Genomic DNA, 13,122 nt, shown 5'->3' with positions numbered 1-13,122 from the left:
TATTTATGTCTTGCTTTGATGTGCAGTCATTTCGTCAGCAATTTGCTTTTTTTACTCAGCAACCGAGCTGGGTCTATTTAGATAATGCTGCCACTATGCATAAACCTACCGCCGTTATTGACGCTATTACTCTGTTCTATCAACAACAAAATAGTAATGTTCATCGTGGTGCCCATAGCCTTAGTCAGCAGGCAACAACGCGTTATGAGCAAGCCAGAGCCGATGTTGCCCAATATATTAACGCCAAGCAAGCAGCAGAAATAATTTTTTGTAGTGGTGCCACAGCCGCACTCAATCAAATTGCCTTTGGTTTAATGCACACAGTGTTGCAGCCTGGCGACCGTATTCTACTGACCCAATTAGAACACCACGCCAATATTGTGCCATGGCAGTTACATTGCCAACGTCATGGCGTGATTATTGATGTCGTGCCATTAACAAAAGATAATCAACTTGACCTAGACGCTTATAACCAATTACTAAAGCTTAAGCCTAAAGTGGTCAGTTTTTGCCAAATATCAAATGTGTTAGGCCATATTCAACCGGTAAAGCAGATGATTGCCCAGGCAAAATTAGTAGGTGCGATTACGGTTATTGATGGCGCTCAAGGTATTGTTTATGAACAACCCGATATGCAGCAATTAGATTGTGATTTCTACGTTTTTTCCGGTCACAAATTGTACGGGCCTACCGGCATTGGTGTTTTATATGGCAAGTTTGATCGATTAACTGAATTAACGCCCATTTTTGCCGGTGGTGAAATGATTGACCAAGTCAGCTTTGTTAACACAACTTTTAATCAACTACCGTTTCGTTTAGAAGCCGGCACCCCCAATATAGCGGGGGTTATTGGCTTATCCGCCGCCATTAACTGGTTGCAAAAATTTAACATAGTTGAAATGCAAAAACATAAATTATTGTTATTAAAACATTTCTATAGCGGTTTAAGTGCAATAAAAGGCATAGACCTTTTATCTAGCCCTGTGCATAATGCTGGCATAGTGGCATTTAATATAATTGGTGAACATCATTCTGATGTAGCTGATTTACTTAATCAACAACACATTGCCGTTCGTGCTGGCCAACATTGTGCCATGCCTTTATTTAGCTACATCCAGCAGCGAGGAGCGGTACGATGCTCGTTTGCCGCCTACAATACGCTGGACGATGTAAACCAGTGCTTGCTCGCGTTGGAGCAAGCCGTGGAGATATTAACTGCATGAAATTAGAAAAACTATTAGCAGATACTCAGGCTGGACTTGAAGAAATTAAACAATTAGATTTACCTGTCATCAGCCAAACTAAAGACTGGCAAAGCCGTTACCGAGTGCTGATGCAGTTGGGCAGAAAGCTTCCAGCACTGCCAGAGAAAATGAAACAAGCGGATTTATTAGTAAAAGGCTGCGAAAGCCGAGCTTGGTTGCTGCATTATCATGATAAAGCAAACAATAAACACTTCTTTGTATTAGATAGCGAAGCCCGTATTGTCAAAGGCTTAATGGCCATAATGTTATGTTTAGTCAATGGCATGTCTACTGCTGAACTGACCAATTTTGATTTAAGTCATCAGTTTGAGCAGCTAAATTTAAAACCGTATTTAAGTCAATCACGCGGTAATGGGTTAACCGCTATGATTAATCACATTAAAAGCTGTGTAAAATAGCCCAGTCTTTTTATTTTATGTGCTAACTTTTACGGCCTTATTCAGTTTAAGCAACAATTTTGAAACCGCAGCCAGTCCAAAGCTGGCTGTTACCACCGACACCGCACCAAAACCACCACTGCAATCTAACCGCATACTGCCAGTCATTTCAGGTTTTTGCTGACAAACACTGCCATCGGCTTGCGGATATTTTAATTGTTCAGTCGAAAACACACAGTCCACACCAAACCGACGTTTAGTATTACGGGTGAAGTTATGATCGCGCCTAAGCGCATTGCGTACTTTAGCTAATAATGGATCATTAAAGGCTTGGCTTAAGTCGGCCAATTGAATTTGGGTCGGGTCTAACTGCCCCCCCGCGCCACCTGTAGTGATAAGCGGTATTTTATTACGTTTACAATAAGCGATTAATGCCACTTTAGCTTTCACCGCATCTATCGCATCTAATACATAACTAACATTCGCCGGTATCAAGGTCGGCATATTGTCAGGGGCAATAAAGTCGGCTATTTGATGCACTTTGCAGTCAGGGTTTATGGCTAAAATACGCTCTGCCATAACCGCCACTTTATCCTGACCTACCGTACTCGTTAAGGCATGTAATTGACGATTAATGTTACTAACACAAACATCATCTAAATCTATTAGGGTAATTTCACCAATGCCAGAGCGGGCTAATGCTTCTGCCGCCCAGCTACCCACACCGCCAATACCAATAACGACCACATGAGCCTGTTGAAAGACTTCTAAGGCTTGCTGACCATATAAGCGACCAATACCGGCAAAACGTAATAAATAATCTGACATAATTCCCTACTCTACTAAGGCGTTAACTTACCGATTTTGTATTAACGGCAGATTTACCGGTTAGATTGCTTTTAATATCTGTTTTAGCAGTGCTTTTTGTGGCTTGTCTCTGGCTATAGCTGGGCCAATCTAACGCCCATGGTTCGGCCCATGGTTGCAAAGCATTAACTGAAGATAATTGGGCAAAGCGTTCGCCCTCATCGGGGGGGCAAACATAAGCATAATGCTGGTCAAATAAGCTAAAGGTTAATGCATAAGCATGTAAATACACTCGAGATTCAGCTTCTGCTTGATATAAGGTATCCCCAGCTATCGGCGCGGACACACTTTTTAAAGCCACCCGGATTTGATGGGTTTTACCGGTAAAAGGTTTAATTAAAAATAGTCTAAACGGTAAGTCGCTAAAGCCTTGGCTAATAAAATAACTGATGGCTGGATGATGCATGGTTTGCAATAGTTTCCAGCTTGATCGACGGCCCAACACCATATCACCCTTTATCCAGCCTTGTTTTTTTAACGGTTTATCTAAACTTAAGGCTAAATAATACTTTTCAATTTGTTGTTGGCTAAATAATCGGGTTAACTCTGCTGCGGCCAGTGCACTGCGGGCTAATATTATTAAGCCCGACGTGACCTTATCTAACCGATGCACGGCAAAGAGCTTCATTTGCAATTGTTGTTCGGCTAATACCACTAACCCTGGGCCATCCTCAGAATGAAAACTAATTCCCGGCGCTTTATTTAACAACACAAAGTGCTCTGTCGTCGCGACTAAGCGAAAAGCTGCCATGTCTACACTAACCCTTGGGCGTATTGACACGCTGCCGCTAAATCCGCCGCCGTGTCCACTCCGACTGCAGGTGTTTCAAGTGCGGTAGCAACATGAATAGCCTCGCCTTGCCACAGCACTCTTAATTGCTCCAAGCTTTCAATTTGCTCTAACGCCGATGCTGGCCATTGCACATAACGGTGAATAAACTCCGCTCTATAAGCATAAATGCCGATATGACGCCGATATATCGAATCCATTTGCTCGGTAAAGGCTTTATCTCGATCAAACGGAATGGCACAGCGACTAAAATATAATGCGTAACCTTGTTGATCACAGACCACTTTAACCATATTTGGATTATTCACATCCTCAATACTGTGTACCGGTACCGCTAACGTCGCCATATTGGCTTTAGTTTGGTTGGCTAAATTGGTGGCTACTTGCTTAATAATACTCGGAGGAATAAAAGGCTCATCGCCTTGCACATTTACCACCACCGTGTCTGGAGCAAGATTTAAGCGAGTAACAACTTCAGCCAAACGCTCGGTGCCAGAATTATGGGCAATGGATGTTAAGCATACATCACCACCAAAGCGAAGCACTTCGGCTTCTATTCGGGCATCGTCTGTTGCCACGACTACCTGGCTAGCACCACTGAGCTTTGCTTGCTGGTATACCCGTTCAATCATAGATTTCCCCGCAATGTCTGCTAAGGGTTTGCCGGGCAAACGACTACTAGCATAACGCGCTGGAATAATGACTACGAACGCCATTGTTCAACCTCTTCGCTGCTTAATTGCACGGCTTCATCAGCTATTAACACCGGTATATTTTCCCGAATAGGATAAGCCAATTTGTCTGCCAAGCAAATTAACTGGGCAGTGGTTTTGTCGTATTTAAGTTTTCCTTTACATACTGGACAAGCCAAAATATCGGTTAAGGCTAATTTAAGTGCCATAAGTGCTCCGTAATTGAGTTAAAAGGGTGCTAAGTTTTGTTGTGGCTGCCGCATCTAACTGGGCATTGACACCTAAACTAAACCAATCATTTTTGGCAAAAGCGCGACATTTTACCGCATCTTTTTCGGTCATTAATATCGGTGTTGAAATATTAGCAAAGTCTGCCGGCGTAAACTGATGATGATCAACAAAATAATGTTGCTGTAAAATACTAAAGCCAGCTTGCTGTACTGTGTTAGCAAAACGTGTCGGATTGCCTATTGCTGCCACTAGCGTAACTGAGCTAGGCTCAAGAGTTCGCTCAGAGTTTAACGCCTTTGCCGCACTGGGTATAATATCCATAACGCCATCAGCATAAGGTAAAGCCTGACTATTGCTAATTACCAGATCTGCTTGCGCTAACCGCCAGCGTTTTTCTCGCAATGGGCCTGCTGGCAACAATTGCTCATTACCTAAGCCACGTAACCCATCGACTAACACTATTTCCACATCACGTTGTAACGCATAATGCTGCAAACCATCATCGCTGATAATAATATCAACATCCGTTTGCTGTAATAAATATTCTGCCGCCTGCACCCGATTAGGATACACCACCACAGGGCAACCACTACGCTGGGCTAACAATAACGGTTCGTCACCGACATCAATAGCATTGGCATTGACTGTTACTAAGCGTGGTTTAACTATCTGTGCTCCATAACCACGACTCACTATACCCGGACGCCAGCCTTGGCTTTGCAATAACTGACATAACATTAAAGTAAAGGGGGTTTTACCGGTACCACCAACACTAATATTACCGACAATAATAACTGGCACCGGTAACCGATGTTGTTGCTTAATACCCAGTCGAAATAAGGCACGCCTAATAGCGGTTATCAGGCTATACAACCAAGCAAACGGCATTAACAACCAGACCAATCGACTTTTACCGTACCAACATTTCTCTATCCAGTTCACTTTTCTGTCCAGTAGTGTTTATCTATTAGCGCTATTGTTCTGTACCAAATTGTAATTTATATAGCTGTGCATAAGCCCCGTCTTGCTCGAGTAAACTTTGATGATTACCCTGCTCAACAATCCGGCCTTGTTCCATCACTAATATGCTATCGGCATTTTCAATCGTTGATAAACGATGAGCAATAACAATACTCGTGCGGTTTTTTAGCAGTTCATTTAAAGCCGACTGAATTTTTCGCTCTGACTCGGTATCTAAAGCAGACGTCGCTTCATCTAAAATTAAAATAGGCGCTTCACGCAGTAACGCCCGAGCAATGGCAATCCTCTGGCGTTGACCACCCGACAAACTGACGCCATTTTCACCAATCATGGTATCTAAGCCATCTTTTAAGGTTGATGTGAATTCTAAAACATGGGCTTTTTCAGCGACTTCTTGCAATTTTTCTGCTGATACCGGCTCAGTAAAACCGTAGGTAATATTATTCGCGATACTGTCATTAAATAAGGTGACATGTTGCGATACTACCGCCATTTGTTGGCGTAATGAGGCTAAGGTACAGCTTTTAATCGGAATGCCATCTAAGCTAATATCGCCATCAAACACATCATAGAAACGCGGTAACAAACTGGAAATGGTGGTTTTGCCACTACCAGACCGGCCTACAATGGCAATCGTTTTACCCGCGGGAGCGGTAAAGCTGACATCATGCAGCACCTGATTCTCATGTCCAGGGTAAGCAAAGTTAACTTTATCAAAGCATATTTCACCTTTAATATCGGTTAAGACATGGGTACCTGTGTCTTGTTCTGCTGGCTGATCTAACACTTGAAAAACACTATCTGCAGCAATTAATCCGCGCTGAAATTCACTATTGATGGTAGTTAATTGTTTTAGCGGCCGTAACAGCATCATCATAGAACCAACAATAGTGGTAAATTTACCTGCAGTTAAGCTATCTAACATCTCGGGAAAACTGGCCATATAAATAACAAAGGCTAAGGCAAATGAGGCTATGATTTGGATTGATGACACACTAATAGCGCGTGTAGCTTCCATTTTTACATCTTGGCGGCGGGTTAAATTATTTATTGCGAAAAATCGATTATTTTCTATTTCTTGGCCGCCAAAAGCTAAAATAACTTTATGACCATTTAACATTTGCTCCGAACAAGTTGTCACCTCACCCATAGCACTTTGGATATTTTTACTGAGTAACTGAAACCGTTTAGATACAAAACGGACTATCACCGCAATAACCGGTGCAATAAGTAAAAATATTGACGACAACTGCCAGCTATTCCAAAACATCAGCACTAATAAACCAAATACAAACACCCCTTCACGAATTAACACTGCTAAAGCACGGGATGTGGTTTGTTTGATTTGTTCGGTGTTATATGTAATTTTTGAAATTAAATCACCGGTTGAATGTTGATCATGAAAACTCACCGGTAAATGCATTAAATGGCGAAACAATTGCTGGCGCATTTCTTGAACAACATGCGTCCCCACCCAGTTTAAACAATAACTGGCCATAAAATTAAACACACCGCGCATAATAAAAATAACGATAATAAAAATCGGTGCATAGCGCAGATAATCAGTATTTTTTTGATTAATACCAATATCAATAAAATCTTTAAGCTGAGAAATAAAGTAAACATCAACCAAAGCATAACCAATCATACCGATAGCAGCGGCTATAAAGCCCAATCGATAAGGTTTAATATAAGACAGCAAACGGCTAAAACTGCGTTGCTTTAAATTAGGAGAAGGCGTCAAAGGGTCATCCTACCTGTATTTTTTGTTTATTCTAACGTGTTGCAGCCAAGGTTTCAGCATTTGAATGCGGCTTTTGCTGCCAGTAAGGCAATCTTTGTTGCCTAAATGGCCAAACTTGTACGTTATTTGGCCTGATATCTAAACTTATCGCGCCACTGGTTGCTGTATTCAGCAACGGTATGCCCAACATTGTTAGGCGCTGGCGTACAGCAGTTGCGGGATGCTGATGGCGGTTATATAAACTAGCACTATTTAAAGCTAACTGCGGCGCTAACCGATGCAAAAAAGCATAGTCACTTGAATTGGCACTACCGTGGTGCGCTAATAGTACGATATCAGCTGTTAGCTCTGGATATCTGGACAGTAATAAACGTTCGCCTCGTGCCGATATATCGCCGGGCAATAAAATACGCCAACCGGCTATATCCAACAACATAATACAAGAGCTGTCGTTTTTACTACTGACAATGGTATTAGAAAGACTAAATAATTGAATGTCAGCGCCGTGATAATCAAAACCAATATTATCGCAGGCTAATGTTGAGTTAACAGCATTATCATTATCAGAAATATCATTATCAGCTATATTGCTAATTAACTGGAGCTGAGGATATTGTTGCTGTAATAAACGCCAATCACCGGTGTGATCGCTATCGTTATGGCTTAACACCATATAATCAAGTTGGCGAATGCCTGTCTGTCGAATAAAAGGCAGCACTTGCGCCGCCGTTGCGCTGTAATTGTTATAACGGGGTCCAACATCATATAAAATGCCCTGCTGCCCCTTTTGAATTAACACCGCTAAGCCCTGACCAACATCTATGACATGCAACCGCCAAGGCGAGGCGCTAAACAAACTAATCGCAATCACAGCGCTGGCAAAAACAGTCAATAACATGGCTAGCCGCGAACGTGTTAGCCATAACAGGGTTAAGGCTAACACGAGTACTAATATGGTAAACCCATTTACACTAGGCCAAGCCCACCAACTGTGTTGCTGACTACACCATTGCAGCCAGATTAATAATGGCGTAAATATCCAATCGGTTAAGTGCCATAAACTCGTAGCAAAAGGTAACTGTAATAATTCTGCTAGTAAGGTTATAAATAATATCGGAATTGCCAACAAACTAGCAAAAGGTACAAAAATTAAATTTGATACCAAAGCTAGTAGCGAACTGCCATTAAAAAACACCACACTCAACAGTGACATTATCAGGGTTAAATAAAGATGAAATCGGAAAAATAAGAGTAATTTGCTACGCCAACCTAGCGCTATTTTTGGTTGCTGCCATAGCAATAAGAAAATGATAGCTACTGCCAGAATCGACAACCAAAAACCAATACTGATGACAAAAAACGGCTCAATTAACAACAAACTAGCGACAATGATTAACCAGTACTGTAAATAAGAAAACGAGCGACGCTGTATTTTACATATGACCAATACTAATAACGCCACACTGGCTCTGATAGTCGGAATTGCAAAACCAGCAAGCCAGGCATACAACAAGGCGTAAATAAAAGCTAAACTGTAATGAACAATAAGCCGTGTTGAAACATTATCGATGGTCACTACCCGCTTAAGTAACCACAAACACCAAATAAAAACCAAACCAATATGCAATCCTGAAATTGCCATTAAGTGAGTTAAAGCTGATAACTGCAAACCTTGCCATAATTGTTGATTAAACTGCCGTTCGCCGACAGTTAACGCTAATAATAGCGGAGCGGTAGCAAGTTCACTTGTTGCTTGGGTCAGTTGCTTGATAAGATAAGGCCTTAGCATAAACTGACTTGATAACATTTTCGCCGTTAATGGCGTAGATACTGTGCCTTGTAATAGCACGCGCTGTAACATGGCATGACTTTCACGATTAATACTGCCCGGGTTAGCAACGCCAGCAATAGGCTTAAGACGAGCCTGCAATTGCCAACGCTGTCCTGAGTCTAAATTTAATGGCGCAGCAGGCCAATTTAAACGTACGCGATACCCTTTACCCGGTCCCTCGTCTAGCAGCAATAAAATTTGACTATAATCTAGGTATGACTTTGGTGCTTCGATAATCGTGCCAGTAATGGTACTGGTGCTGCTGCTTTTAAAAGTGCCGTTAGTACCAGTAGAAGAACCGATAATTACACTACTAATATTTGACGATGCTACAAGCTGCAATTGTGTCGTATAATACTGATTAGTCTGTAGCAACCAAAGACTAATAAATACTATTGCGCCAACAATAAAATAGATCCGCCGCCAAATCGCACACAGCAATATTGGCACTAACATAAATAGTGTAAAAAGAGGTGGCACTATTGGCAGAAATAACGACAATAGGCTTGCAGCAAGTACACCCAGGCAAAATAACGTCATGTTCATTTTTTGTGAATAGGTTGTAATGGCAAAGAACTTTATTAAGAAATATCTACCATCTCCAGAAAAAATCAAGCAACAAAAGATATTAAAGTTGTTTGGTAGCTTATTGCATGATGGTAATTTATGGCATTTGAACCGTAAGTCAGCTCGCGGCGCTTTTGCTGTGGGGTTATTTTTTGCTTGGATGCCAATCCCATTTCAAATGGTCGCCTCTGCGGCCGTGGCTATCCCGTTACGGGTTAATTTACCGTTATCTGTGGCGTTAGTCTGGCTTACTAATCCTTTTACCATGCCGTTTTTATTTTATCTTAGCTATGTTATTGGCACTATCGTACTGCAAACTCCAGTAGAGCATTTTGCGTTTGAAGCCAGTTGGCAATGGTTGCAGCATAGTATTGCCACTATTGGCAAACCATTTATGGTTGGCTGTTTATTGATGGGAATTTTTTCAGCGATTGTCGGATATTTTGGTATTGATTGGTTGTGGCGCTTGTCGGTAAGAAAAGCCCAAACTAAGCGTAAGTTAAAACGTAATCCTAAATACTAGGTACTAAGTTCAAAACCCAGGTTCAATATAACAATTTCGCTGCCAGCAAACGCTTGGCATTAAACCGTTACTTTTGGCCTAACACCATTGCTGGTTGTACTTTACTGGCGCGTAGTGCAGGGTAAAACGTCGCTATTAAACTCATTAATAATGCCACTAAACAGGTAATAACGACATCTTCTAACTGCAGCACAGACGGCACAAAATTAACAAAATAAATGCTAGGGTCTAAAATAGCATGACCTAATACCGTGCTGATCCCAGCGAAAATGAGTTCAATATTAGTTGCCAGTAGCACACCAATAATGCCGCCTAATATCGTTCCTATTAAACCGTTTAACCAACCTAAACAAATAAATATCAATATAATACTGCGCTGTGGCATACCCATTGTCAGTAAAATGGCAATATCACTTTGCTTTTCACGCACTGCCATAACCAGAGTTGCTACGATATTAAAACACGCCACGGCAATCACCAGCGCTAGCACCAGATACAAAATAGTCCGCACCATTTGAATATCTTGATAAACATGACCTTGACTGCGAAACCAATCTAACAAGTACACATAATCATTCGACCGTCGGCCTAACTCGCGCGCCATTTCAGGAGCTGCAAAAATATCGTTTAACCGAAATGCAAAGCCTTGCACTGTTGCTTCTGGGTAATGCAATAATTGGGCTAACGCGTCTATATCAAGCCAAGCTTGGCTGTAATCTAACTGACCACCGATAGCAATAACGGCACTAACGGTGAGTGCGACATTGCTATAGCTAGCCAAACGACCATCCTCGGCTAATGTGGGTAATAATAACTGTACGCTATCCCCCACTTTCACCTCTAAAGCATCAGCTATACCTTTACCTAACACAATATCGGTGGCGGATAATTTCTTTAACTGGCCGGCAATAACATAATCAGCAAAATCACTTATGCGCTGCTCGTAATCTAAAGCTATGCCACGCACTTCTGCCGCTTTAACGGCCAAACCTTGGCGTAGCATGCCGTTGGTTTTGATATAAGGCGCGCCCGCTTCAACGCCTTCGGTTTGACTTAAATCGGTTAATTTAACTTGCCAGTCAGAAATACTTTCACTAACAGCCTCTAATTCTACATGCGGGATCACTGACAACAAGCGCTGCTTTAACGCTTGCTCAAAACCATTCATCACCGACAAAGCGACAATTAAAATAGCCACTCCCAGCGCAATACCTAAGGTAGAGCTGGCAGAAATAAAACGAATAAAACCACTGGTTTGTTTGTTAGAGCGATAGCGTCGGGCAAACTGCCAAGCCAGTTTAACCATGACCCAGCTCCAAACTTCCCTCTCGCATCAAATAATACTTATCTAATTTTTTAGCTAAGGTTAAATCGTGGGTAACAATAATAAAGCTGGTATTTGATTGTTGATTTAGCTCACGCAATAATTGATAAATGCTTTCTGCAGTATGCTGATCTAAATTACCGGTAGGCTCATCGGCTAGCACTAAGGCCGGCTCGGCCACTAACGCTCGCGCAATCGCCACACGTTGCCGCTCTCCACCGCTTAACTCAGCCGGTTTATGGCTAGCTCGTTGCTCTAAACCGACACGTTGTAGTATGGCTAAGGCTTTTTCATTAGCTAATTGTTTGCTTATACCATTAATGAGCAACGGCATAGCCACGTTTTCTAGAGCTGTAAAGTCCATTAACAAATGATGAAACTGGTATATAAAGCCCAACTGTTGATTGCGCAGCTGAGCTTTACGTTTACTGGTCATCTTGGCAATATCTTCGCCTAATAACTGCACCGAGCCGCTATCAGCTAAGTCTAGACTGCCCAGTATATGTAATAAGGTGCTTTTACCTGAGCCAGAGCTGCCCACTATGGCTAACATTTCACCGCTGTTAACGGTTAAGTCAACACCTTGTAATACTTTAACTTGCTGCAAGCCATCACGGTAACTTTTGCTTATCTGCTGTGCAGTTAATACTTTATTCATCACGTAAAATTTCCGCTGGATTAACACGTACTGCTTTTCTTGCTGGATACCATACTGCCAGCAACGTCAGCATGACGGCGCTTAATAAAATTAATAAGATTTGTTGCAGTTGAATATCAATTGGCAACACCGCCACTGAACTGATATGTAAACCCAAAACACTCAGTATGTTATTTAGCTGCCAACTGAGTAAGATACCGGCTATAGCACCAGAAATCGCGCCAACAACGCCATTACTAATACCTTGCATGGCAAAAATATTGAATAATTGCTTATCGGTCATACCCAAGGTTTTTAAAATGGCAATTTCAGCTTGTTTGTCGGTGACCATCATTACCAAAGCAGAGACAATATTAAATGCCGCTACGGCCACTATCAGCAATAACATTAACCACATCATGCCTTTTTCCATGGCTACTGCGGCAAATAATTTGCCATGACTTTGTCGCCAATCAGTGACTTTTAAGCTGGGATCTTGGGCTAATTTTGCCGATAATAAAGGTGCCGTAAAAGGATCAGCTAAAGTAATACGCCATGCCGTGGTGTCAGGTTGCGATAATAAACGCTGTAAATCAGCTAAGCCTGTTACTACGATAACCCGATCCACATCCGATCCGGTATCTAAAATGCCGGTAACGGTAAATAAACGTTGCCGAGGTACCCAACCCATAGGTGTATAACTACCGGCATTGGCCAGCATTAATCTTACTTGAGCACCTACTGAGACATTTAACTGCTCGGCTAATCCGCGGCCAAGCACTACAGCATAACGCTGTGATGCAAATTGCTGCCAACTGCCCTGCATTAATGCATGCTGCATAAAGCTAGGCAGCGCATCTATCGTGACGCCTTGCATCACAACACCGGTTAATTGTCTTGGTGCTTGAACTAAAGCTTCGGTTTGCAAAAAAGGACTAAGTTGTAATACCGAGTTATCGGCGGCAAGCTTTTGTTGCCACGCTAGATTATCGTTATCTGCTTCAACAATAATATGCGGGATTACGCCTAAGATACGTTTTTTCAAGTCGCCTTCAAAGCCATTCATTACCGAACTGACAATAGTTAGCGCCATCACGCCAAGAAAAATTCCGGCGATAGAAAAAAGACTAATAAAGGAAATAAAGGCATTGCCTTTGCGGCTTTGGCTATAGCGCAAGCCTATCCATAAACTGACTGGTAACTGCATCCTAATTTTCAGGACAATGCCCACGTTAGATGATAAAGTGGCGTCGATCATAGAGACAAATACCTGTCGTGACAAGCAGGTTGCAA

General features: G+C 42.1%; 13 protein-coding genes. 3 read left to right on the top strand and 10 right to left on the bottom strand.

Going from position 1 to position 13,122, the window contains the following annotated elements:
* The first annotated feature begins 5 nt into the window (after window positions 1-5).
* Both BI198_RS08135 and BI198_RS08130 read left to right on the top strand, forming a co-directional pair.
* Entirely contained in the window at window positions 6-1,223 is a 1,218-nt protein-coding gene (locus BI198_RS08135; RefSeq protein WP_070049102.1) for an aminotransferase class V-fold PLP-dependent enzyme, read from the top strand.
* Window positions 1,220-1,663, top strand: coding sequence for a SufE family protein (locus BI198_RS08130; RefSeq protein ID WP_070049101.1), 444 nt, complete (start codon window positions 1,220-1,222; stop codon window positions 1,661-1,663). The genes BI198_RS08135 and BI198_RS08130 overlap by 4 nt, the downstream gene beginning before the upstream one ends.
* 15 nt (window positions 1,664-1,678) lie before the next feature.
* Here the strand turns inward: BI198_RS08130 and tcdA are convergent, their stop codons facing one another.
* The 7 genes from tcdA to BI198_RS08095 are packed head-to-tail and all read right to left on the bottom strand — an operon-like array spanning window position 1,679 to window position 9,318.
* Complete coding sequence (tcdA, locus tag BI198_RS08125; protein WP_070049100.1) at window positions 1,679-2,470, bottom strand: tRNA cyclic N6-threonylcarbamoyladenosine(37) synthase TcdA; 792 nt, start codon at window positions 2,468-2,470, stop codon at window positions 1,679-1,681.
* Between the two features lie 22 nt (window positions 2,471-2,492).
* Complete coding sequence (locus BI198_RS08120; protein WP_070049099.1) at window positions 2,493-3,260, bottom strand: pseudouridine synthase; 768 nt, start codon at window positions 3,258-3,260, stop codon at window positions 2,493-2,495.
* 2 nt (window positions 3,261-3,262) lie between these two features.
* A complete protein-coding gene (gene kdsB / locus BI198_RS08115) occupies window positions 3,263-4,015 on the bottom strand; it encodes a 3-deoxy-manno-octulosonate cytidylyltransferase (protein WP_070049098.1) in 753 nt (250 codons plus the stop codon).
* Window positions 4,003-4,200: a Trm112 family protein gene (locus BI198_RS08110; protein ID WP_070049097.1), complete on the bottom strand. Its 198-nt coding sequence runs from the start codon at window positions 4,198-4,200 to the stop codon at window positions 4,003-4,005. Before BI198_RS08110 ends, kdsB begins: the two co-directional genes overlap by 13 nt.
* Window positions 4,190-5,164, bottom strand: coding sequence for a tetraacyldisaccharide 4'-kinase (gene lpxK / locus BI198_RS08105; protein WP_070049096.1), 975 nt, complete (start codon window positions 5,162-5,164; stop codon window positions 4,190-4,192). The genes BI198_RS08110 and lpxK overlap by 11 nt, the downstream gene beginning before the upstream one ends.
* Window positions 5,165-5,195: 31 nt before the next feature.
* Window positions 5,196-6,947: a lipid A export permease/ATP-binding protein MsbA gene (gene msbA / locus BI198_RS08100; protein ID WP_070049095.1), complete on the bottom strand. Its 1,752-nt coding sequence runs from the start codon at window positions 6,945-6,947 to the stop codon at window positions 5,196-5,198.
* A gap of 31 nt (window positions 6,948-6,978) precedes the next feature.
* A complete protein-coding gene (locus BI198_RS08095) occupies window positions 6,979-9,318 on the bottom strand; it encodes a DNA internalization-related competence protein ComEC/Rec2 (RefSeq protein ID WP_074467413.1) in 2,340 nt (779 codons plus the stop codon).
* A gap of 25 nt (window positions 9,319-9,343) precedes the next feature.
* Here BI198_RS08095 and BI198_RS08090 point away from each other — a divergent pair, with 25 nt between their 5' ends.
* The gene (locus BI198_RS08090) at window positions 9,344-9,868 is read left to right on the top strand and encodes a DUF2062 domain-containing protein (RefSeq protein ID WP_070049093.1); all 525 of its coding nucleotides are present in this window, start codon (window positions 9,344-9,346) and stop codon (window positions 9,866-9,868) included.
* A gap of 67 nt (window positions 9,869-9,935) precedes the next feature.
* Here the strand turns inward: BI198_RS08090 and BI198_RS08085 are convergent, their stop codons facing one another.
* The 3 genes from BI198_RS08085 to BI198_RS08075 are packed head-to-tail and all read right to left on the bottom strand — an operon-like array spanning window position 9,936 to window position 13,087.
* Window positions 9,936-11,174 carry a lipoprotein-releasing ABC transporter permease subunit gene (locus tag BI198_RS08085; protein WP_070049092.1) on the bottom strand — a complete coding sequence of 413 codons (1,239 nt, stop codon included), beginning with the start codon at window positions 11,172-11,174 and terminating at the stop codon, window positions 9,936-9,938.
* Window positions 11,167-11,850 carry a lipoprotein-releasing ABC transporter ATP-binding protein LolD gene (lolD, locus tag BI198_RS08080; RefSeq protein ID WP_070049091.1) on the bottom strand — a complete coding sequence of 228 codons (684 nt, stop codon included), beginning with the start codon at window positions 11,848-11,850 and terminating at the stop codon, window positions 11,167-11,169. The genes BI198_RS08085 and lolD overlap by 8 nt, the downstream gene beginning before the upstream one ends.
* The gene (locus BI198_RS08075; RefSeq protein ID WP_235605284.1) at window positions 11,843-13,087 is read right to left on the bottom strand and encodes a lipoprotein-releasing ABC transporter permease subunit; all 1,245 of its coding nucleotides are present in this window, start codon (window positions 13,085-13,087) and stop codon (window positions 11,843-11,845) included. Before BI198_RS08075 ends, lolD begins: the two co-directional genes overlap by 8 nt.
* Between the last annotated feature and the right edge of the window lie 35 nt (window positions 13,088-13,122).

This window comes from Rheinheimera salexigens, assembly GCF_001752395.1.
Classification (GTDB): Bacteria; Pseudomonadota; Gammaproteobacteria; order Enterobacterales; family Alteromonadaceae; genus Alishewanella; species Alishewanella salexigens.
Note: the sequence above shows the minus strand (reverse complement) of the source record. Positions and strands in the feature narration are given on the sequence as shown.